Source organism: Chryseobacterium sp. GM_Chr_2, assembly GCF_026540445.1.
Classification (GTDB): Bacteria; Bacteroidota; Bacteroidia; order Flavobacteriales; family Weeksellaceae; genus Chryseobacterium.
Map to the genome: position 1 here is coordinate 302,940 of NZ_JALNUD010000002.1, position 23,538 is coordinate 326,477.

Consider the following 23,538-nt stretch of genomic DNA (forward strand, 5'->3'; position numbering starts at 1 on the left):
GACAATGAAAAAAATATTTGACAATCTTTCTTATAAGGTAAGTAAAGAAACAACAAGGCAATATAGCACAAGTTTCTCATTAGGTATAATGGCATTATCCAAATCATTACGAAATCCGATTTATGCAATATACGGATATGTAAGGCTGGCTGATGAAATTGTCGACAGTTTTCATGAATATGATAAGACTAAATTGCTATTAAAATTTAAAGAGGATACTTACTGCGCTCTTAATGAAGGCATATCTCTTAATCCCATCATGCAGTCTTTCCAAGAAACGGTTAAACGCTTTAATATTGATCATTCACTAATTGATCAATTTTTAAGCAGTATGGAAATGGATCTCGAAAAGATAGAATACAACTCAGAATTATATGAAAAATATATTCTGGGTTCTGCTGAAGTAGTTGGATTAATGTGTTTGCAGGTTTTTGTAAACGGTGACAGGAAATTGTTTGAAGAATTAAAACCGTTTGCCATGAAATTGGGATCTGCTTTTCAAAAAATTAATTTTTTGAGAGACATTAAGAATGATTATCAGCACTTGGGAAGAAGCTATTTTCCTGGTATTAATATGGAAATTTTTGATAATCAGGTTAAGACTTCTATAGAAAAAGAGATAGAAGCAGAATTTTTAATTGCACTCGAAGGAATAAAGAAACTCCCTACATCCTCAAGATTCGGAGTGTATGTTGCCTATAAATACTTTGTTTCATTGTTTAAAAAAATTAAGCGAAGTCCTGCTTCCAAAATATTAAATCAAAGGATAAGAATTTCAAATAGCACTAAGATGTCTCTAATGATGACGAGCTATCTAGAGTATAAAACATCTTTCATGTAATTTTAAATGAATACGTATGAATTTTTTTATTGTTCTTCTCACTTTTTTTACCATGGAAGGAATAACGTGGCTTACCCATAAGTATATTATGCACGGATTTTTGTGGCGCTTGCATAAAGATCACCACGATCACAGTAATGAAGGCTCTTTAGAGAAAAATGATTATTTTTTCTTAATATTTGCCGTGCCAACTATAGCATTAATGTATTATGGAACTGTAAATGGCTACAATCACTGGTTTTATATTGCTATCGGCATAGCACTGTACGGTATGGCTTATTTTTTTGTACACGATATTTTTATCCATCAGCGATTTAAATTATTTACCAAGACAAATAATCCCTACCTTTTAGGAATAAGGCGAGCTCACAAGCAGCACCACAAGCATATCACCAAAGAAGAAGGCGAGTGTTTTGGTTTTTTATGGGTACCCATCAGATATTTTAGAATGTATTGGAATAAAAAATAATATATGCAGCATTATACCTATCTTCTAATTAATTTTTTTACGATCATCATATGCTTCGTATTCTCTTTCCACCATAAAATTAAATTTAGTCGGTTTTTTGGCGCCTTTATTAAATCTGCCGCTTTAGTTGCTTTTGCATTTATCATATGGGACATATGGTTCACAGCTCGAGGTGTATGGTGGTTTAATCATGATTATATTATCGGGCTTACGATTTTGGGATTACCATTTGAAGAAATACTTTTCTTTTTCTGTATTCCGTTTGCCTGTATTTTTACGTATTTCTGCCTTAATAAATTCTTCAATTTTAATTGGCAGTATAAAAAGGAGAAATATTTTGCAGTTGCTGTTATTGTTTTATCCTTAGGATTGGGAATTTATCAGCATGCTAAAATTTATACAATGGTGACATTTTTAACAACAGGGGTTACTGTTTTTATTCTATATTTTATGCTTAATGCAAGAATAATAGGAAAAGCATCTGTTATTTACATCCTTTTAATGCCGGGATTCTTATTGGTCAATGGTATTTTAACAGGAACCGGACTAGAATCTCCCATTGTAAATTATAATCCTGATAATTTTATGGGATTCCGTATCCTGACAATTCCCTTAGAAGATGTTGTGTATGGATATGAATTAATCCTTTGGAATATATATTTCTTTGAATTAATTGGAAGAACAAAGGGCTCTTTATCTTAAAAGTATCATTTGGGAAAATTATATCTTAAGTTATACCAAGGCTTCACAGTAGTCTTGAAAATCAATTCAGTCTCCCGCCTCTCAAAACGATGATTAATTATTTTATCAGACATTATAGTTGATTGCTTAAAAAAATGATAAAATGTATAAACAGACCATCCAAAGGATGGTCTGTTTTAGTAGTTTACTAGGATTTCATCAATTCAAGTTCATCTAAATGATCTGTTGGTGTAAAAGATAACGAATCACTGGCTTTATTTTCTTGCTCATTAATTTCATCTACCGTTAACCTCGGATGAATTTTTTGCGGCAGTAGTTTTCCATTTTTATAAAGCATTTGATCTGCAGTTTGGTAAATTTCATCTTTCTTGTAAAAATTTCCATCTGGAGCTGTGAAAGCCTGATCTTCTACCTTTTTTTTATTTGATAGGCTCCAGTAAATAAAGACTCCTGCAATACACAATATCCATATTTTGCTGCTGCTCTTCATACATCATTCTTTTTTTAAGGTTGACCACTTCCTCCAGAGGATCCGTAAATTTGTCCCGTTGCAAAACTTGCGTCATTGGCGGCAAGCTGCACAAATATTGAAGCTAGTTCTGCAGGCTGCCCAGGCCTTCCTAACGGTGTTTCACTTCCGAATTTTACAATATTTTCTTGTGTTTGTCCTCCGCTTACTTCTAAAGCTGTCCATACAGGCCCGGGAGCAACTCCGTTTACACGTATTCCCTTTGGGCCTAGCTGCTTTGCTAATGATTTTACATAACTGGTAGTGGCAGCTTTTGTCTGTGCGTAATCATACAAATTCTCAGAAGGATCATAAGCCTGCACAGAAGATAGCCCAATGATAGAAGATCCAGGCTTTAAATGCGGAAGTGCAGCCTTAATTATCCAAAACGGAGCATAAATGTTTGTTTTCATTGTTCTTTCAAATTCCTCTGTGCTTATATCTAGGATCGACTCGTGGGTCTTCTGGTGACCCGCGTTGTTTACAAGAATATCAAGCCCTCCCAATTGTTTTACCGCCTCTTTAACTAATTCTTTACAGAAGTTTTCGAATCTTAGATCTCCGGGGATGCCTACAGCATTCCGTCCTTCTTTTTTTATCAATTCAATTACTTCTCGCGCATCGGATTCTTCTTCAGGAAGATAATTAATGGCCACATCGGCACCTTCTCGAGCATAGGCAATTGCAGCAGCTCTTCCAATACCTGAATCTCCACCCGTAATCAAAGCTTTTCTACCCATGAGCCTGCCAGAACCTACATAGCTTTTCTCTCCATGATCAGGAACAGGCTCCATTTTACTTGCTAGCCCAGGAAAGGGTTGGAACTGTTTTTTGAAGGGAGGTCTTGGATACTTGGTAGTAGGATCCGTAAGTTCGCTGCTTGAGTTTTTAATTTTTTGTACTTTTTGCGACTGTGCAAACGTTTGAGGTGCTACCGCTGCAATAGCAATGGTTGCTGCTATCTTTCCGATAGCATTTCTTCTGTTCATTTCCTTTTCCATTAATATTTTATTTTGATGTGGTGTGATAGCGCATATGAAATACGCTTTTGTGTATCTTTATATTATCAATCTATATTCCAACTTGTATCAAAAGAGTAAATTGTGGTATATTTTTTTGCTGTGGATTTAAAATTTCAATAATTTAAGACAAGGAGTTAGCGATTATTTTAGCAGCAGTATCGCAAAAATCCAGGCCAGAGTAGTCTGGGTTTAATCCTGCGATATAAGGAACTGCCATGATATAAAGATCTTTAATGGCCTGGCCGTAGTAATCCAATGCCTGAAAGTTATCATTTATATTAAGCCCCTTCACTCTGAGATAATATTGATCTTTATCATATTCTAAAATATCATTTCTTCCTTCTTTTAACAGCTCCTCCGCTGCAGATTTGCTTTTGAACTTAAGATAACCGGAACTAATCATATTCTTTTTTTTCAATCCCTCAAATGGGATATCGTTATATTCTACAGGTTGTTGCCCTATTGCATCCACATACATTCTGTAATGTTTTTTAATATTTTTATCATACTCATCTTTGTAATAATAAATACCACCTTCATCTTCATGAGGTTCGATTCGGCTTTCATCATCAACACTTAAAACACGGATTAGCCCTGCCTCATATAAGGCAATAACTTCTTTATAGGATGATTGAGGAAGTGCAGCAATAATTACCGAAATCAAAGGGAGGAGCGTCTTTTTCAATCGCAACATATCTTCTGCTGAAAAATGTTTCGCAGGATAATTCATTGCATAGCTAAAGGAAGATAAGGTTTCTTTCCACGCAATGGTCTCATGCCTTTTGATCGATTTTTCAGCCTCTGTGTATTCTGCTTTAAATAATTCAAAACTATTTAGATCTTTTCTGATGGCTAACATTTTTTCTACGAATTCTTCTATAGAAAGAGATTTTATCTGATTATATACTATTTTGTTCTTTTTAGACAAAGGCTGTTTAAAGTTTCTGTCATATACATAATCAAGATCAACAAATCCATGGTTGTTTTTTTTATATTCCTGAATTTCCTCTGTTGACATAATCCATTCACTTGAATACGCATTGTCTTCACTGTGGAAACGTAACGAGGGAAGAAAACCACGAAGGGAAAAAAGATCGATAGAAAAGTCAGGAGAACTCTCATTCAATACATACCTTATATTCCCATCCTGCTCTACAAATGCACCGTTCATCCTTGCAATAGATTTTACTGCATCTATTGCTGTAAGCGAAGTTCCTCTAATGGCAACAGGGAAATTTGTTTTTTTACAGAATTTTGAGGGAGGGTAGGGAGAATCGTACCAATTGGGAATGATCTCCTCATGCCGCTTCGGCCATGAGTGCCCTGTACATAAAATTACCGTAGAAACAGAATAACAGATTCCTTCATTGGTAAAGATATGGTAAGATCCTGTGAACTCATCTTTTTCAATATCAGAAACCGTGGTTTTTTTTTGGATATGGACATTTATGCCCATCTTTATTGCTTCCTTTATATACAGTTTAAACTGCTCTTCGAGATAATTACCCAACAATAACCGAGGAATGACCTGGTACTCATTTATTGTATTATCTTTCACAAATTCAGAAAATTCGGTAGTATCTGATCTTTTAATGTAGCTGAGAAAACTTTCGGCCAATTCCGGAAGTTCGTTGGCTGAAACGTTGGCAACATGTTCTTTATTGGCTCCAAGCAAACTATAAGGCATTCCTGCACCCAATTTCTCGGTTTTTTCGAAGATGTAAATATTATCAAGCTTTAGATTATTAGATACCAGGTGTTTGAGTACAAATAAAGAAGAGGGGCCGCCTCCAATGAGAGCTACGGATTTATCATTATGATGCATATTTAGCTGTTTGTGTCACAACATTCAAATTATGTTCCTTTGTAAATATATGTGGTATGTAAAGTGCAAAAAATTATTAAAAAATTTTGATCTGATTTATATCTTTAACAAAATTTATAATAAATAAATAGGTTTATAAACCTGTTGTTCTCTATTAACGAAATTATGGCAGTGTTTTTGATGCTGTTTGAATCAATTATAGACTTACATTACAGGAGGTTATTCTACTCATTTATTATAAGCTATAAATATGCTAAGTTTATATAAGTATGAAGATACCCAAAGAATCTACGTCAGATGAACTGTTAAATGTTCTTTACTATTCACCGAATGCTACAGCGATCTATTGCGGAGATGATATCACTATCTTAAATGCTAATGAAGTGATGTTGTCTTTCTGGGGGAAAACAAGTAGTATTATCGGGCAAAATTTTCAGGATGCTTTACCAGAGCTCAATGGGCAGCCCTTTTTGGGAATATTGAAAGAAGTTTGGCAAACCGGTCAGACTTTTCTGGCGAAGAACTATGCTGCAGATCTTATGGTTAACGGATCCTACAAGACGTTTTATTTTGACTTTGAATACAAGGCTATTAAAGGAAGTGATGATAAAATGAGATACATTCTTCACACCGCCTTTGAGGTTTCGGATAGGATGGCTGCTGTTAAAACGATCAACGAAAAATCAATATCAGAGCAAAAGCTTATTGAAGATCTTTCTGCAATGAATGAAGAATATATTGCTATTAATGAGCAATTATCTGATACCAATAATGATCTTCTTAAAAGCAATCTTAATTTACAACAATCGCAGGAAGAAGTAAAGGAACTTATCTCTACGCTAATAGAAAGTGAGAATAGATTTAGACTTTTAGTAGAAAGAGCACCTATTGCAATTGGAATATATTGTGGAGATGAAATGATTATTGAGCAGGCAAACAATGAGATGTTTAAAATATGGGGGAGAGATAAAACGATCTTGGGCTTACCACTATTAGTGGCAAGGCCTGAATTAGAAGGCCACGAGTATATTAAAATTATACAAGAAGTGTTTCGATCAGGGCGCTCTCACATGGGATATTCTATTAAAGCTCCGATATTCCGAGAAGGGAGGCTTAAGGAAGGTTTTTTTGATGTAAACTATAAATTACTTCCTGAGAATAATGCAAAACAGAAGAGAATAATAATTATTGCTAATGATGTAACTGAAAAAACGTTGATAGCAGAAAGAGAAAAGGCGATGATTCATGAGTTGTCGGTAATAAATGAGAAATTGACAGATTCGAATAATGAATTAATTGAATCTCAAAATCAATTGAAACAACTTCTTGGTATTGTTAATGAGAGGGAAGAGCGCTTTCGTACGATGATTGAATATTCACCTGTAGCTATTGGGTATTTTAAAGGTGATAATCTCATTGTTGATGCTGCGAATGAAGCTCTGCTGAGAATTTTGGAAATTGATAGGTCGCTTATTGGTCAACCTTTACTAGGAAGTTTATACAATTCTCCCGAAAATGTATTTGCAGATATTCTTATTAAGGTAATGAATTCTGGAGATTCATATTATGGGAAAGAGATAAAAGTTAATATTCATAATACAGAAGAATATTTTAATGTGGTTTACCGCCCTATTAATCGACTAAATGAAAATGAAAAAGCAATACTAGTTGTTGCCTATGATGTTACAGAAGAAGTAAATGGCCGTCGTCGTGTAGATGAAGTTAATACAAGACTTCAGATAGCAATGGATGTGGGAGGCTTGGGTGCAACCCAGATCAACTTGAAAACAGGAGAAATGTCGAGTGATGATCAGTTTAAAATGATCTATGGTTTCCAACCTGATGAGGAATTTTCTTATCACGATCTTTTTAACACAGTCTTACCACAAAAAGTTGATCTTTTGAAGACTTTGGTAAAAGAGTCTATTCGAAATAAAACGGTGTATAAAATGGAATTTCCCATCCGGTGGCCAGATGGTACTCTACATTGGGTACAGGCACAAGGGAGATCAATATACAGTACTTCAGGAGAACCTGAATATATGGTTGGGATGGCCGGCGATATTACTGAGAAGAAACTTTTTGAACAAAAAAAAGATGATTTCCTTAGTACTGCAAGTCATGAGCTCAAAACTCCCATTACTGCCTTGAAAGCATCTATACAGTTTTTGGATCGAATTAAAGACAAACCTTATTCTTCTACACATACAAAACTTATAGAACAGTCGGTTCGAAGTGTGGAGAAAATAAGTATTCTGGTAGATGAATTACTTAATGTGACGAGGATAAGTGAAGGACAGCTGGAGTTGAAGAAAACAGAATTTAATCTTTACCAAATGGTAATGAATAGTTCCAATAATATTCAAAAAGATGACGATTATGAAATTATTTTTTTGGGAAATAAAGAATTAATAGTGCATGCTGATGAAAGCAGAATAGATCAGGTGGTTGTCAACCTTATCAATAATGCCATCAAATATGCACCCTTAAGTAGAAAACTACATGTAATTATAGAGAAGGATAATCATAACGCTATTGTTAAAATAAAAGACTTCGGAGAAGGTATTGATCGTGAAATATTACCTTATTTGTTTGAAAGATATTATAGAGCCGATCACTCAGGAAAGGTATATTCAGGATTGGGTTTGGGGCTATATATATGCTCTGAAATTATTAAAAAACACGGTGGACAGATTGGAGCGGAATCGGAAGCTGAAAAAGGAAGTGTTTTTTGGTTTTCTATACCTACAAACTCATTAGAATGATAAAATTTATAGATTGATATTATAGTAAAGGGTTAAATATTTGATATAAAATCCTTTAAAAATAATGAAGAAATGAATAATTTAGACATATATTTAAAAGCTCTTGATTCAGCCAATTCAGGCATTATTATAACAGATAATAAACAGCCGGATAATCCGATCGTATATTGTAATAAGGCTTTTGAGAAAATAAGTGGATATAGTCACGAAGAAATTATCGGGCATAACTGTCGGTTTCTTCAGGCAGAAGATCGTGCCCAATCGCAGCGTCAGCTCCTGAAGACCAGTATCGAGAAAGGAGAAGAATGCAGAGTAGAGATAAGAAATTATCGTAAAAATGGAGATTTGTTTTGGAACGAACTTTATATTGCGCCTGTAAAAGATGAAAATGGAGAAGTCTCTCATTTTATAGGAGTGCAGAATGATATTACAGATCGGAAGAAAATTGAACATGACCTTCGAGAAGAGAAAGAGTCGGTTGAAAGTAAAATTGCCCAAAGAACTAAGGAACTTGTTGAGAGTGAAATATTTCTATCGAGTATTATTCAGACCGTCAGAGAAAGTCTGCTGGTTCTTAGCCCTGATTTTAAAGTTTTAAGTGCCAACAATCATTTCCTAAAAACATTTAAAGTTACTTCAGAAGAAACAGTAGGGAAAATTCTTTACGAATTGGGAAATAATCAATGGAATATCCCAGCACTAAAAGAACTTTTAATTAAAATTCTTCCCACAAGCAATCCAGTAACCGATTTTGAAGTAGAGCATACTTTCCCCTATATCGGAAAAAGGCTGATGCTCTTAAATGCTTACAGAATCGAATTCGACGGTAGCTATAAAGACAGAATCTTATTAGCTATTGAAGATATCAGTGAAAAGAGGGAAATGGAAAGAAGAAAAGATGATTTTCTATCTATTGCAAGCCACGAGCTGAAAACACCTCTTACGACAATAAAAGGTTTAGTGCAACTTTTGCAAAGGATGAGCTCGGGAGGAATCACAGAGAAATTTTTGGATACTCTTGGGAAGGTATCCGTACACGTAGATAAACTTAATAATCTAATTACTGAATTGCTGGATACCTCAAAAATTCAGTCAGGGAATATTGAATTGCATACAGAGCCCTTTAACGTTGATCATTTTTTAAAAGAAACTATAGATAATTTAGTATTCACCATACCGCATTATAATATTAGTGTCGAAGGAAGCACAGATGCAATTGTGATGGGAGATGAGCTTCAACTTTCACAGGTTATTAATAATTTGATTTCTAATGCTGTAAAGTATGCTCCCGATTCTGAAAAAATAGAGGTATATATAAGTAAAGTAGGAAATTATGTGAAAATTTCCATTACAGATTATGGAATGGGCATCAGCTCACAAGACAAGTCTAAGATATTTGATCGTTTTTTCAGAGTAGGTGATATTCAAAAAAAATTTCCAGGTCTTGGGATAGGCCTTTATATCAGTAAAGAGATCGTTAGTAACCATAAAGGAACACTTTGGGTGGAGAGCGAAATAGGGAAGGGATCAACCTTCAGCTTTACATTACCAATACTAAAATTTGAAAATGGAAAATAAGAAGATATTAATCTGTGATGACGATGCAGGGATTCTGTATACTATAGAAATGTTACTTGAAGACGAGGGATTTACAGTTTTCACAGAAATAAATAGTGTTAACGTTATCAAACATATTAAAGAAATAAAACCAGATCTTATTCTTTTGGATCTTTGGATGCCTTTATTATCAGGAGATCAGGTATTGAAGCTTATTCGCAACGATGCGGATATTAAGCATATCCCTGTAGTGGTGCTTTCAGCAAGCCGTGATGGTGATAAGATAGCTTTTGAGGCGGGTGCCAATAGTTTTATATTTAAACCTTTTGATATCGATCACTTATTAAAAACAATTTCTGATTTTGTTACAGTTCCTATATTATAATTGTAAAAATGCAAAAAGATCACTTACATAATAATCTTTTTGCATTTTCAACAAACTAAGAATGGCAAGGTATCAATAATCACTGAAATATATTATTTTAGAATAAAATCATATGTCTTCAAAATTACCCAGCTACCTAAATTTTAATTCCAAAGACTACGCTTGGAAAAGTGATATCGATTATAAAAAAAATCCACTATTATATAAGGTTGGCAAAGGAGAGCAAGGTGTATTGATTTGCGAGCCTTACAAAACTGATATTGGGAAATTTTGGAGATTCAAAACCCCTGAAATTGCAAAAGAGAGTGCAAACAGTATTTTTGAACTTTTTCTTAATTACGTTAGTGAAGAAGACTTTGTAGGAGCAGACATGGCCAGAAAGTTTTTACAAATGGGATTTACGCGCTCAAGAAGATATTATAATTATAAAGGGGGTAAAAAGTATGATGCTTCAGACAACTATCACCCTTTAGAAAAGGGTACGGGTGATCCCTTAAAAGCTGAATCAGCAAATATATTTTATAAAATGTGGAGGAAGGCCGAGAAAAATCCGAAATATGCAAAGATGAAAAAGGAATGGGTGAAAAATAATGGATAGATTTGCCATCAGCTTATTGAGGTTTAAGTAAGCTCTCTAATTACCACCACAACTAAAGTTAGACTGGCTAAGGCAGCGATGACATATAAAGCAAGTTTTAGTATTTTCATAATTTTCTTTTAAGAAGATAAAACAAATTTTCAGCCAAAAAATACTGGAATACTGTAATTTGAACAGCTTTTTTTCGTTAGTTAATAATCTGGTAATTCTAATCGATAAAAGAATCCATATTTTTTAATCTGGATTCTTTTTATTTTCTTTCAATTTTCAGTAGTTTGCTTTTGGTCAGGTTCACGCTATTTTTGTTTTAGGAAATGTCAGTGTAAAAATGCTTCCTAGGCCTTCTTCGCTGTCTACTTTTATTTGCGCTCCATGTCTTGTAATAATTTTTTTTACAGTCGCAAGACCAATTCCACTCCCTTCATATTCATCTGTTTTTCCTACTCGGTTAAATAATCCAAATATTCCTGCCAACTGATCCTTATCCATTCCTATTCCATTATCTTTAATAATGTAAACGGTTTCGTTACTGTCAGTAATGCCTTCTACAGAAACAATAGGAAGCTCTATTTTATGAGAATATTTTACTGCATTTTCAATGATATTTAGAAATACCTGAAAAATAAGAATTGGGTCTCCTTCAATGTCTGGAGTATTATTTATGATTAATTCTAAATTAGAGTTTTTACTGTTCAATTTAAGCTGTTCTGCGATATCATTAACCAAAGCAGTCATATCGATCGTAACTTTTGAGACATCTTTCTGGCCAACCTTTGAATACTCTAATACTGTTTTAATCATGAGATGAAGACGATTAGAATTATCCACGATTTTTGACGACATTGCTTTCACATCATCCTCAGATGATTTCCTGATAATGAGTTCTCCAAATGCCTTAATAGTTGTTAAAGGTATTTTAAGATCGTGAGAAATTGTGTGTGCAAAAGAATCAAGTTCAGCATAGGCATCTCTGAGCTTTTCATTTAAAATTCTCAGTTCGGCTGTTTTTCTTCCTACAGCGAAATTTATTTCATCTCTTATTTCCGTAAGAGCCATCTGCTCCGCAGTAGACCAAGGCTCAGACTTTCCTTTTACTTCTTCAGACCACTTTTCAAAAGAATTTCTTGGAGAAATAAATGGGTTTCCGTGCTTATCAAACTGTATAAGCTTTGTAGGGTCTCCTGCCCATAAAACCGTCTGCGTAATTTCTGGTCGGAAAATAATCAAGCAGTCTTTGATATTTTCAGTAAGACGAATCCCCATGAAGCCTGCATAATTAGCTTTTTCTTTATAAGTTGTAATATTCAGTATGTTTTCGGAGAAAATAATTTTATCTTCAGAACTATTGTTGATAAGCTCCGTAATTTTAAGCAGCGAAGATGAGGACGGAACATTTCCGATTGTTTTAATTTCTCCTTCAAATAGAAAAGCGATCCCGCTTGCTTTGAATGCCTCCATAAATACAGTAGAACAATGAAACATAAAATCTGAAATATTTTCACCATTTAAGCTTTTGGTAATGTCCATAACAGCATTTTGGATTTTCATATTTTCCTTTTGTAACTTTTCTTGAGTACGCAATCCTATACAAGAGCTAAGAACCTGACCTATAAGCTTTGCAGTCTCTCGCTGTCTGAAGTTGATGTATCTCGGTGAATAATTGTGGCAGGCAATCAAGCCCCACAATTGATCCTCCACAATTATAGAAACGCTGAAGCTTGATATAACATTCATATTTTTCAAATATTGAATATGAACAGGAGAGACTGCTCTGAGTGTACTATTGCTAAGATCGGCAGGAATATCTGATTTACTTATAAGGGGAATTGTGTCTTCAAAGACATTGTTAATCAACCGGGTATAATTTTGTATGTAAAGCTTACGAGCCTGTTCGGGAATATCAGAAGCTGGATAATGAAGACCCAGCCAAGTTTCCAGCTCAGTGTTTTTATCTTCAGCAACGACTTCTCCATGACCATCTTTATGAAATTTATAGATCATGACTCTGTCATAACAGATGATATTCTTGATCTGAGCCACTGAATTTTCTAATATAGCCTCCAGATTTTTGTCGGCCAACATTTGAGATAGACTTGCTCCCACTGTATTACTCGGATCTGTAAAAAGGTCAGATTCTTCAGGCTCAAAATCTAGCAGGTAATAATCCTCAGATAATGAAATGATCATATTGTATTTCTTATCATGTATAATTACCAAATAAGGATTGAGTGGCTTAAAGTCCCGACCTTGCCAGGCTAAGGAAATTAAACTAGTGATAAACTTATCTTCCTCATTTTTTCCTAACATTGAATTTAGTGAGGTTACAGATGATCCTAATAAATGATCTTGGTCTTTACCAGTGAGTTCTATAAAGTTTTTGCTGCAGTAAATAATATTATTATCTTTATTTATTATTACTAAATATCCATGAGATTGAATAAATCCTGGAATATGAATCTGCTCACTGCTGCAAACATCTAGTGCATCTTTAATCATAAAATAGACATTGATTTAAAAGTGAATTTAATTAAGGGAAATCTTTCAATAGTGTCATTAAAAATCTGGTTAGCTTTAATGACTATTATATTTACTGAAGAGGTAAAGAGAAGTGAAAAATTGATCCTTTACCCGCTTTGCTTCTGATAATGATTTCACTATTGTGCTGCTTAAGAATTTCTGAACTTATATATAGCCCAAGCCCAAAACCTGAAACCCCGGTAACAGGATTATCTTCAATTCTATAGAATTTTTTAAAAATATTTTTTATCTCATGAGGAGAAATTCCTATTCCCTCGTCTTCGACGCTGATGGTAACCTGACCGTTTGATTGTATACATGAAATCGTAATGCATGAACCTTTTGGTGAATATTGAACGGCATTCGTAATTAAGTTTTGAACTACCATCATTATCCTCTTACGGTCTACCGTTATATAATGACAGTCAGAATGTGAAAAAACAATTTTGTGAGTATTGTGATAGGAAACAGCCTCTTGATAACACTCTTTTATTAATTCTGTAATATTCACTAATTCCAGATGAAAAGACTCGATAGAATCTTCAATTTTGGAAAGATGCAAAAAACCATTAATCATGGTATTCATCCTATTGACATAGCTTACAGATTTTTCCAAAATAGATGTTGCCATCTCGTATTTCTTATCCTTATGAAGCCGCTGAATAATCTGGAGGTAACCATAAATTGAAGTCAGTGGAGTTTTTAATTCATGGCTCGCAAGATTCAGGAATTTTTTCTTTCTTTCATCTTCACGCTTTTTTTCGGTAACATCTCTAAATACCACTACCACTTGGCTTGGATGTTCTTTTACAGATGATGCAAATACCTCGTAATATCTTTTGGTTCCTTCATTATACTGGTTAAACTGAATAGGATTTCCCGTAATGGCTACTGAGCCATATGCTTTGATCCATTCATTTTCCACATCGGGCATGATCTCCAATATTGTTTTCCCAACCACATTTTTTAATCCGCTTTGTATCTCAAAGGCGGGGTTAGTTGTTACAAAAGTATAATTTATAGGATTTCCGGCATTATCAAGGATAAAATCGATAACCATGAATGCATCCAAAATATTCTCGAATAAGGAACGGTATCGGGATTCTGAGATCATTAGTTTATTCTGAGATTCTGCAATTACTGCCAGATCTGATACACGTTTGCAGGCATCACGAAAAGTATTTTGTTTAAATTGATTCCATTGAAAGTCATCAGGTAGAATAGCGTAGAAATAAGTCTCAATACCATTTTCTTCAGAAGTATTAATCTTTTCAAACTTAATGGAATAACCTTCATTTATTTTACCGGATTCATTTATTAAAACACCAGATTTATTCAAAAAAGTTTCTTTAAAATCAACGGCTGGCATTACATTCTCCAAGGTAGAAAAATTTTTTAAAATTTTTGAGTTGTCTGCTTTTCTATTAATTTTTATATATCCGGTATCATAAAAACAAAAATGCTTATGAATTGATTTTAAAGAAATAGTATAAATATCCTCTACCTCACGAACGCCGGTTAATTTATCTGTAAGGCTTAAAAGAAAATTTTCTTCCTCTCTCTTATGTCTTAATTCTGTATTAGATTTTGAAGTTTCCTTAAAAATAATCAAAATTCCTGCATTATTTCCTTTACTATCCATCAAGTTACTGTAGCTAAACGTCCAGTAAACATGTTCCAGATGGTTACCTCTATAAATTGGTACAAGCTGATCTTCTTCAAATACGGCTAACGGATCATGATGAAGTTTTTTCAATCTATCTGATATAGTATCCCATGCTTCAGACCAAAAATCATTTGCTTTCTGCCCCAAAGATTTTTGAATATTACTTTGTTGCAAAGATATTATGTCGCTACAGGAATCATTATACAGCTGTAACAATTCTGATCCCCACCAAATCATCATCGGAAAGGGGCAGGATAACATCATGTTGGCATGAACCACTAAATGGTCATCCCATTCAGATATAGCCCCCAAAGCAGTATTTTCCCAGCCAAATTTTTTAATTTCACCAGCCATTTTGCTTAGCCCAACTATCCTTTCAGGAGATAAAGTCATTATGTAATTTTATATTTAAGGAATAACAAAGATTTGAATGTACTACTGTTTTAATTACTGGTTAAGTGTCTTATTTTACCGATAAGATCATCCATGTCAAAAGGTTTGGGAACAAATGAATCGGCTCCTGCATCTTTCGCAATATCATCTCCATTTGCACTAGCGGAAAGAACAATTACCGGCAAATTAACAATCTCATCATCTGTTCGAATTAATTTGAGGATTTCTTCGCCAGATAGTGAAGGCATCCAGAGATCTAACAAAAGAATATCGGGGTTGCTTTTTTTTATCCGTGAAATCAATTTTGTACTATCCACCTCAGTTATAACTTCAAAGCCTGAACTTTCTAACATCAACTGTACCACATCAAGAATACTCTGATGATCATCACATACCATAACTTTAGGATAATTCATGAACTACTTTTAATATTTTACAATAATACAATTCTTTTATAAATCAAAATAGATTCCATTTTACCGTAAATTGAATATTTTGATTGAAAAAAATTACAATAAATTAAAAAGATATTGGAATACTGGTATTTACCGGAATAATATTTAACATCCGGATGCTGTAGGCACCACCACTTAAATAGAGTAAAGAATATTGAAGGATGTTTGTATTATGATTCTAATATTAAAATAAATAGAAGGATAATGGCAAATATGGTTTTTCATAGAAAAACTTAAAATTTGGTTCGTTTTTTGAAATAACTTTTTTAACCAATTAACTATTATTATATGATTTCTATTCTTACTGACGCTCCAGAAAATGTTGCAGCGTTCTATGCGATGGGAGAAACCCCAAAAAATGATTTTGAAGCATTAGTTCTTCCTCATATTAAGCATAAGCATTCGAAATTTCAAGAACTCAACTACATGATTTATTTGAATGGAAATGTTGAAAAAGATAATTTCCAAAGCTTATTCAAAGAATGTTGTTCAAATTTACAAGACTTTACGAACTGGAACAGGACGGCGATCGTAATGGATGATGACCATTTAGAAAGCTTCCATGAGATGTTTGCCACATTAATGTCGGGTGAGCTAAGATTTTTTTCAAAACAAAACATATACGATGCCCTTTATTGGTGTCATAACGGAAAAGCTTTAAGTGCTTAAATATTAAGCATAAAAATATTTTTTAAGCCGAAGATGAATAATCTTCGGCTTTTTTCATGATTAAATGTTCATTTACAGATTATTGTAAAATTTACATGCAAGCTTATAAAAAGTTAGATAAAAAAAAAGAGTTCTAAAAGAACCCTTTCAATTATTTATTAGATAAAACTATGCATTTATTTTGCTTCGAAATATACTCTTCTATTAGCCTTGTTTTTCCACTCCGGGCATTTAGATGCTGGATCGCATTCAGGATATCGTAAGTCATCCTTGCCTTTTCCCACAGCTTCCAGTCTGCCAGACTGTACACCATTTTTGATTAAGTAATCTTTAACGTTTCCGGCTCTTTTTTCAGATAATCTTTTATTGTAGGCAGCAGTACCTCTAGTATCAGTGGAACCTATCACTCTGTACCCGCCTGATGATGAATTAATATAATTTACCGCATTATTTAGAATTGGAGTGTTTGAAGGTAAAATTCTGGCCGAATTAAGGTCAAACTCAATGCCTTCAAGAACTCTGGTTTGCTCATCAACCGGCCCACCATTGGGAGCAGTAGGGCAGCCCTGATTATCTACTGGGCCGGGTACTGTAACACATTTGTCATAGAGATCAATAACACCGTCAAGATCAGTATCCAATGCTACTCCGGCACCGTCTACCCTTGCGCCTGCAGGGGTGTCTAGCTGTCTGTCCCAATCATCACAAACACCGTCGTTATCAGCATCACCACTCTTACATACTGTAATATCTTGATTTTTTGCTGCTAAGTCATCCATTCTATAGTAAATTTCCTGCAAAGGATCATGCCACATTAAGTGCGATTCGTGCTTTCCTAAGTTGAAGGTCAGACCTAAAGTAGCATTGAAGAAATTGTCGGATGTGTTTTCTGAACGTTGATTGATCGCACTATTATGATTTCCTCCACCGTCAAATTCGTCATCTCCTGTAATTACATACATTAATCTACCTTCGATATCGACTCTGTTGCTTATTTTATACTTAAGACCAGCACCCGCCTGTCCGAATAATGAATTAAGCTTAAAAGGTTTCACCTCAGTCATTAATCTTTGTCCGGTTTCATCTTTCTGGAAAGCTTTGTACGCCAGCGTACCAATACCTGCATAACCATGCAATGCCCACCTAAAGGTTGAATTATTATCAACTCTTCTTAATAAATTAGAAAAATTAATATCTCCTAAAACAGATATTGCATCATACTGGGTTCTTCCTGCAACTTGTCCTGTCATGCTTGCATTACTTGGTGCTGCATTCTTTGTATTAAACCATCCTTGTCTTGTTTCGCCTCTGTCATATTGAAGCTTTAGCCCAAATGCATGGGTAATAGCCTTATCTACACTCACATAAGCTGAATATCCGAAAAGATTTTTCCCATTTCCGTTTTTAATAGAAGTAAGATCTGCTGTTTGCAATAGAGGAATACCAGCTCCTACGGAGATCGACCAGTCATTAAATCTTTTTGCTGAAGAATTAAATGGGGAAACATTAGCAGATCCCGAGCTGAAAGTGTTAGGATACTGATTGTTGATAACGGTAGTGGAGTCCTGCCCAAAACCATACATAGGAATAGCCATAGCTAAAGCTATAGATGCTAGATTACATTTCATAATTTATTTTGATGATTAATTTATTGAAGTTAATACATTAAAAATATTAACTAAATTGGATTTTGTAATTTACAATTTCCATACCAATGGATGTATTTTAGAATATTTTAATATCAGTTTTATTAATAGCCTAGACTTAACGGTTTGATATTCATTTATATCTTAAAATATATTTTTTGTAAGCTCGTTTTTTACTGGTTGTTTCTATAAATTTTAGGTAGATCTACAAACCAAATTTTTAAATTATTAGGGAGAAAAAAATTATTGACAGAATTTTTTTGATTGGCTTGCCTCTATTTGAAAATAAGAGATCGGTTCTTATAATAACTTCAGATTTTATTTAGATAAGTATTAATTTATCTTATGTACCATTTCTTCTAAAGGTATTCTGGCTTTCTCCGTATTAGCTAAATAATCATTAGCTTCATCGCGATATCCCAAAGAAAGAATAACTGTGCTGTGCAGCCCTTTTTTTTCAAGACCTAGTAGGTTGTCGAATAGTTCAGGATCAAAACCTTCCATAGGTGTAGCATCAACACGTAAGTTAGCAGCGGCAATTAGTGCAGTGCCTAATGCAATGTAGGTTTGTTTCTCTGCCCAATGTCTGTTTTGCTCATCGGTTCTACTTTTAAAAAAGGAATCTATAGATACAAATAGACCATTTAGCGATTCAATTGACACGTTTTTTACTTGGGATGTGAGGGACACTAGATCTTGTACGTTTTGCGTTGTGATCTTATTATAAGCGGCGAAAACTAATAGGTGTGAAGATTCTGCAATTTGTCCGTTAAAAGATTCTGCTTTCAATTTAAGTTTTAGGTCTTCATTAGTTATTACAAACAAACGGTAAGGTTGCAATCCGCAAGAAGATGCAGTGAGGTTTATAGCATTTAGGATTTGGTCTACTTTTTCCTCATCCACTTTATCATTTTTATACTTTTTAACGGCATATCGCCAGTTCAAATCTTGTAATAATTCCATTTTGTAAAAACTTTTTTTTCTTTAGCAAAGGTAAAGTCTATTAGTGACTTTTAGTAACTTTGTGACAAAAAGTAATGGTGACATTAGGGTAACCATCTTAATAAAATACAGAATTATAGGAAATATGGATGAAAATAATAATAATCCTGTTAAAGAATGTAGTTACAATATATTGTGTATTCATGATGCCATGGATGTGATTGGGGGAAGATGGAAAGTATCCATCATTGCCTGCTTATGTTTTCAGCCCATGCGCTATTCTGAATTATTACGTGAGGTAAAAGGTATTTCGGGGAAAATGTTGAGTCGGGAACTGAAAGATATGGAAATTAATCAATTGATCAGCCGTACAGTCATTGATACCCAGCCAATGTCGGTAGTTTATGATTTAACAGAGTACGGAAAAACACTGAAGGATTTGACCTTGACAATTGCAAATTGGGGAAGAAATCACAGGAAGAAAATAATAGAAAGTTAAATTGTGCTAAGATAAAAAATCTAGTATAATATTTAAAAAGAATCTTTTTAATTAAAATTAGATTATCTCTGAAAACATACATACATACTTTATTTACATAAATTGTTAATACATATAAATGATTTGAAAATAAAAAAACTTTTTTGACCACTGTGACAGAGACTCGACAGTTGGTTTTTAAAACAAGTCAAGTGCTTTTATGGGAGCCATTATTTTGGTTATTATCTGACCACTATCGGACTTGTATTTAAATTTTTTGAGGTATGCAAACTCGGCGCCACTATTATTACATTTCTAATAGTTTTTCTAATCCAAAAAGTGCATAATAAAAATTCTAAAGTCAATAAGTTTAACGAATTAATTGCAGGTCATGAAAAAGCTAACAATCGAGTGGTTAGATATTGAAGATTTGAAATAAGATGAATCGAATGAGCTCTACAAAGCTGTACGAAAAGTTTCGTATGTTTTCCCAAAATCGCGAAAGCAAATAATAGTTGTAATTATACGGATTTATGTAAAAATACGAACATCATTTCTGTTAGGTGATGACATTCTGGATACAATTTGAATAAAAAGAATGCTGATATGACCAGAACATTGTTTTTTTATCATCAATACATAATTTTTCGGTTTGTGATCCGGACATAAATAATTCGAATTATGACGGAAATTGTTCGATTTTAAAGAATTAAAAATGCTTTAAAATATTAGAATTTAATGACGGTAAGAAGCACCGACGAAATAATGTTTCGCTGCGGTATCTTGTATTCCATAATTAATTCCGATATCTAATTTAAAGCCTTTGACAACTTCCATTTGAATTGCAGCATTAATAAAATTGGAAAGCTCATGGGCTTTAAAATTATAGGTGTAATAAGTTTCAGCTATCCAGTCTATTCCTTTTGATAATGGATGACTAATTGTCAATGTTTGCAGGAATTCAGTATGCATTTCCGGTTGATCCAGATCCTTGAGTCTATCTACTTCCACCTGTAGACCCAATTTCCATTTTCCAGGTAACTTATAGGACATAGGTACAATTAGTCCACCTTCCAGGCAGCTCTCTTCATCATATTTTGAAGTAGGCAATTTGACGTAGGGAAGGATTGCCAGAGCAAAGTCACCATGGTCGTTTCCTATTACATTCTGTTTAATCCTGAATGTTATATCACCTATTCCGTCAGTTTTTACTACATTATTTGAAATTAGGTCTGTTTCCTTTTGCCAGCCGTAGGTTTGGAAACCAAACTGTATGGCTGTGCTTCCCGTAATTCCAATTTTTAAGTTGGCCTGATTGATGAGTAATGTGCTTGTTTTCAGAATGTCTGACTTTTCTTTTATTAGCCTTATTACATCCGTTTCATATTGAATATGCCCTGCATCGATTGTGTAGGGAGATTCGGTAACATCCGGACGGTCAGTTTCCATTTCTCTCATATGCTCATTGGGTACAGGATGAAAAAGTGAATAGTTCAGATGCTTTTGCTGTGCAAAGCACAATGCTGGCAGACATACAACACTTAACGTTAACTTTAAAAAAAAGTAAAAACTATTCATGGTTTTTATTTTAAGTTTTCTAAACTAAATCGTCGAATCTTTCACCCTTTTATCAGGAGTTTTTTCAGCGGTTACTATGTTTTTCGAGTCTTCTTTAGATATTATTTGCGGGCTCCATTTTGCATGTTTTGAAGGTTTAAGTTGATACCCCATTTTTTTAGCGTAGACCTTAGTGAATTCTGCACCAAAGAAAATAATCTGAAAGGTGTAATTAATCCACAACAACAGTAAAATAACAGTCCCGGCAGTACCAAATGCTGAACTGGGATTGAACGTTTCAAAATAAAAAGTAAGGATATACTTTCCAAGTGTAAACAGTGCAGCAGTTACTGCAGCTCCAACCCACACGGATTTCCATTGTAACTCAACATCCGGCAGAATTTTGAACATGGCTGCGAAAAGAAATAATGTAACCAGAAAGCCTATAACAATATTAATAATATTTACCAAAATTAGGGTTTCCAATCCGAAACGGTGGATAACCCAATCGTTAGCAAGACCGATGAAAGAACTCAGCAGCAAGGTAATGAGCATAAGAAATGCAATGACAATAATCATCCCCAGAGAATTCGCACGGTCGAGAAGATATTTTTCCCAAGCTTTTTTAGGAGTTGCCACAATATCCCACAGCTTATTGAGTGACTTTTGAAATTGGAAGAAAAGTGAAGTTGCCCCAAAAACAAGCGTAATGATTCCAATGATTTTCATAACGATGTTCGTTTTATCCACCATGCCGGCTACGACCATTTCTTCAAGACTTTTACCGACATCTTTCCCCATCATGCTCCCGATAAGTTTAGTGATTTCTCCCCGTACCGCTTCTTCACCAAAGAATATACCCGTAAGCCATATAACTATAATTAAGAGTCCAGGAATCGAAAAAATGGCGGTATAGGCTAAGCTGGCAGCCTCGGTTCCCAGATCCCGTGCACTCCAGTCCTTGTATGTCCCTTTAAGTATTTCCCAAAAATTATTAATTGCTTTCATGATGTATAGTATTACTGGTAAAAATCAGGTGTAATTTTTACTTACCAATGTGAAACTAACAGAATCAGGACGTTATTACTTAGATATCACTTCCGATTCTTAAATTAGTCTGTGAAAATTATGATAGAGCTTGTTAGATACGAAACAGATTATTCATCTTTCTTTTTATAATGTTCAATGTTACTGAACTGATGGTAAGATATGTGCAGCTGTCTCAACTGTTCCGCAATTATCTTTGAACTTTCGCTGCAAAGATCACCGCTTTTCAATGCATTATCGTATGCTTCAATAGCATGTTTTTCACCAAAAACTACATTCTCCAAGGTTTCTTTATCACTATTACTTGTCGGTATGGAATTTTTAATATCGATCCAAGTCCGGTGTAAACTACCAGACAATGATGATTTTTCTTCATCAGGATTTCCACCTCTTTCAGTAATGAGATTAATAATTTCATTCTTCATTATTTTAGACTGAGAGATCATTTTATCATATTCACCCTTTAGATCAGAATAGCTTTCCCAAACTTTTCCTTCTACGCTTTCAAAACCTTTAATTCTGTCATTGGTAATATGAAGTAATTCATTAAGTGCTGAAATTGTTTTATTATTTTCCATACTGAATATTTTTGAATGATTGAACAATAAATATGCCTATGCTATTTGTTTTGTGGTATGTTAGGGCTTTATTTTTATAAAATTCGCAAGCGGGTAATGTCGAGATCCATTAGATTTGGAATTTAATTATTTGAACAGCAGTTTATTAATTATTGTCCTACATAGAAAGTGTTATTTTTAAAAACACAGTCGTAAAATCTTAATAATCATTTGCGGTGTACTGAAGTATTTATAAGTCTTATTCCTATATTTTACATGGAACTTATCTTGACTTTAATTAAAATAACTTCCATAATTATTTGACATAAAAAAAGGATTAGGAAATTCGTGTCGCTAAAACAAATAAAATCCTATCCCTTGTACAAACTATTAAGCAAAGATACAATAGAATTAGAAATCGTACATTCTATTCCCGTTGTAAAGAGGTGCTTCAAATCAAAAGTACTTATTTGGGAGATTATCAACTGTATTTTATATAAACTTAAAACATGCATTCAATGGTATCTTTTACCTATCTTTCAGTTATTCAGGAAAGAAGTTCTTCATCATAAAACAATCTTTGGCTATTATCGTAAATGTAAAGCTGGGATATGGAAATCTTGTTGGAATCTTATTTTACAAAAGAATAAATCAAAAATTGATGTATCCAGCACAGATGTAGATGGCAGCCACAGCCCAGCCTTACGAAGTGGTGAAGTGGTCGGTTATCAGGGACGAAAAAAGCGCAAAACGACCAATGCTATATATCTGACCGATAGAAACGGCTTACCTTTGGCAATGTCAATCACTGTTTGTGGAAATTTTAACCAACAATTGTTTAAATATTCTTTAAAGTAAAAGTAATGAGTTCTCAGTTTTTAATGCTTTACTTCATTGTACTGCTTTCATATTGGGAATTTTAAATAAACAATATGAAAT

At 33.9% G+C, this 23,538-nt stretch carries 21 protein-coding genes; 10 read left to right on the top strand and 11 right to left on the bottom strand.

The genetic code is table 11. From position 1 onward, the window contains the following. Positions 1-4 precede the first annotated feature (4 nt). From OXQ85_RS04730 to OXQ85_RS04740, 3 genes are read left to right on the top strand one after another with little or no spacing between them, the layout of a single operon-like run. Positions 5-841, top strand: a complete 837-nt coding sequence (locus OXQ85_RS04730) for a phytoene/squalene synthase family protein (protein WP_267402659.1) — start codon at positions 5-7, stop codon at positions 839-841. A 16-nt stretch (positions 842-857) separates the two neighbouring features. Beyond that, a complete protein-coding gene (locus tag OXQ85_RS04735; protein WP_267402660.1) occupies positions 858-1,310 on the top strand; it encodes a sterol desaturase family protein in 453 nt (150 codons plus the stop codon). Between the two features lie 3 nt (positions 1,311-1,313). After that, entirely contained in the window at positions 1,314-2,012 is a 699-nt protein-coding gene (locus tag OXQ85_RS04740; protein ID WP_267402661.1) for a lycopene cyclase domain-containing protein, read from the top strand. Between the two features lie 187 nt (positions 2,013-2,199). Here OXQ85_RS04740 and OXQ85_RS04745 read toward each other — a convergent pair whose 3' ends face one another. From OXQ85_RS04745 to OXQ85_RS04755, 3 genes are all read right to left on the bottom strand, one after another. Further along, complete coding sequence (locus tag OXQ85_RS04745) at positions 2,200-2,502, bottom strand: hypothetical protein (protein WP_267402662.1); 303 nt, start codon at positions 2,500-2,502, stop codon at positions 2,200-2,202. A gap of 14 nt (positions 2,503-2,516) precedes the next feature. After that, complete coding sequence (locus tag OXQ85_RS04750) at positions 2,517-3,521, bottom strand: SDR family oxidoreductase (RefSeq protein WP_267402663.1); 1,005 nt, start codon at positions 3,519-3,521, stop codon at positions 2,517-2,519. Positions 3,522-3,663: 142 nt separating this feature from the next. After that, positions 3,664-5,367, bottom strand: a complete 1,704-nt coding sequence (locus tag OXQ85_RS04755) for an FAD/NAD(P)-binding protein (protein WP_267402664.1) — start codon at positions 5,365-5,367, stop codon at positions 3,664-3,666. A gap of 269 nt (positions 5,368-5,636) precedes the next feature. Here OXQ85_RS04755 and OXQ85_RS04760 point away from each other — a divergent pair, with 269 nt between their 5' ends. The 4 genes from OXQ85_RS04760 to OXQ85_RS04775 all read left to right on the top strand — a co-directional run bounded on the left by OXQ85_RS04760 (position 5,637) and on the right by OXQ85_RS04775 (position 10,672). Then, positions 5,637-8,132, top strand: a complete 2,496-nt coding sequence (locus OXQ85_RS04760; protein WP_267402665.1) for an ATP-binding protein — start codon at positions 5,637-5,639, stop codon at positions 8,130-8,132. 72 nt (positions 8,133-8,204) lie between these two features. After that, the gene (locus OXQ85_RS04765) at positions 8,205-9,710 is read left to right on the top strand and encodes a PAS domain-containing protein (RefSeq protein ID WP_267402666.1); all 1,506 of its coding nucleotides are present in this window, start codon (positions 8,205-8,207) and stop codon (positions 9,708-9,710) included. Next, entirely contained in the window at positions 9,700-10,074 is a 375-nt protein-coding gene (locus OXQ85_RS04770; RefSeq protein ID WP_267402667.1) for a response regulator, read from the top strand. Before OXQ85_RS04765 ends, OXQ85_RS04770 begins: the two co-directional genes overlap by 11 nt. A 112-nt stretch (positions 10,075-10,186) precedes the next feature. Then, positions 10,187-10,672 (top strand): DUF4385 domain-containing protein, encoded by a 486-nt coding sequence (locus OXQ85_RS04775; protein ID WP_267402668.1) that lies wholly within the window; start codon positions 10,187-10,189, stop codon positions 10,670-10,672. A 291-nt stretch (positions 10,673-10,963) separates the two neighbouring features. Here OXQ85_RS04775 and OXQ85_RS04780 read toward each other — a convergent pair whose 3' ends face one another. The 3 genes from OXQ85_RS04780 to OXQ85_RS04790 form a co-directional block, all read right to left on the bottom strand. Continuing rightward, positions 10,964-13,168, bottom strand: a complete 2,205-nt coding sequence (locus OXQ85_RS04780) for an ATP-binding protein (RefSeq protein ID WP_267402669.1) — start codon at positions 13,166-13,168, stop codon at positions 10,964-10,966. Between the two features lie 91 nt (positions 13,169-13,259). Beyond that, complete coding sequence (locus OXQ85_RS04785; RefSeq protein ID WP_267402670.1) at positions 13,260-15,248, bottom strand: PAS domain-containing sensor histidine kinase; 1,989 nt, start codon at positions 15,246-15,248, stop codon at positions 13,260-13,262. 50 nt (positions 15,249-15,298) lie between these two features. Next, entirely contained in the window at positions 15,299-15,664 is a 366-nt protein-coding gene (locus OXQ85_RS04790; protein ID WP_267402671.1) for a response regulator, read from the bottom strand. Between the two features lie 327 nt (positions 15,665-15,991). On the opposite strand from OXQ85_RS04790, the gene OXQ85_RS04795 reads away from it, so the two are divergent. Further along, complete coding sequence (locus tag OXQ85_RS04795; protein ID WP_267402672.1) at positions 15,992-16,372, top strand: STAS/SEC14 domain-containing protein; 381 nt, start codon at positions 15,992-15,994, stop codon at positions 16,370-16,372. 176 nt (positions 16,373-16,548) lie between these two features. Here the strand turns inward: OXQ85_RS04795 and OXQ85_RS04800 are convergent, their stop codons facing one another. Together OXQ85_RS04800 and OXQ85_RS04805 are read right to left on the bottom strand one after the other, a co-directional pair. Continuing rightward, a complete protein-coding gene (locus OXQ85_RS04800; protein ID WP_267402673.1) occupies positions 16,549-18,000 on the bottom strand; it encodes an OmpA family protein in 1,452 nt (483 codons plus the stop codon). A gap of 351 nt (positions 18,001-18,351) precedes the next feature. Next, entirely contained in the window at positions 18,352-18,981 is a 630-nt protein-coding gene (locus OXQ85_RS04805) for an NAD(P)H-dependent oxidoreductase (RefSeq protein WP_267402674.1), read from the bottom strand. A 61-nt stretch (positions 18,982-19,042) separates the two neighbouring features. Between OXQ85_RS04805 and OXQ85_RS04810 the strand changes: the two genes are divergently transcribed. Continuing rightward, positions 19,043-19,459, top strand: coding sequence for a helix-turn-helix domain-containing protein (locus tag OXQ85_RS04810; protein ID WP_346659705.1), 417 nt, complete (start codon positions 19,043-19,045; stop codon positions 19,457-19,459). 714 nt (positions 19,460-20,173) lie between these two features. Here the strand turns inward: OXQ85_RS04810 and OXQ85_RS04815 are convergent. The 3 genes from OXQ85_RS04815 to OXQ85_RS04825 all read right to left on the bottom strand — a co-directional run bounded on the left by OXQ85_RS04815 (position 20,174) and on the right by OXQ85_RS04825 (position 22,620). Then, positions 20,174-21,016: a transporter gene (locus OXQ85_RS04815; RefSeq protein ID WP_267402675.1), complete on the bottom strand. Its 843-nt coding sequence runs from the start codon at positions 21,014-21,016 to the stop codon at positions 20,174-20,176. Between the two features lie 24 nt (positions 21,017-21,040). After that, the gene (locus OXQ85_RS04820; protein WP_267402676.1) at positions 21,041-22,003 is read right to left on the bottom strand and encodes a YihY/virulence factor BrkB family protein; all 963 of its coding nucleotides are present in this window, start codon (positions 22,001-22,003) and stop codon (positions 21,041-21,043) included. Positions 22,004-22,152: 149 nt separating this feature from the next. Then, positions 22,153-22,620 carry a PA2169 family four-helix-bundle protein gene (locus OXQ85_RS04825; RefSeq protein ID WP_267402678.1) on the bottom strand — a complete coding sequence of 156 codons (468 nt, stop codon included), beginning with the start codon at positions 22,618-22,620 and terminating at the stop codon, positions 22,153-22,155. Between the two features lie 357 nt (positions 22,621-22,977). On the opposite strand from OXQ85_RS04825, the gene OXQ85_RS04830 reads away from it, so the two are divergent. Further along, a complete protein-coding gene (locus OXQ85_RS04830) occupies positions 22,978-23,457 on the top strand; it encodes a hypothetical protein (RefSeq protein ID WP_267402679.1) in 480 nt (159 codons plus the stop codon). The last annotated feature ends 81 nt before the right edge of the window (positions 23,458-23,538 follow it).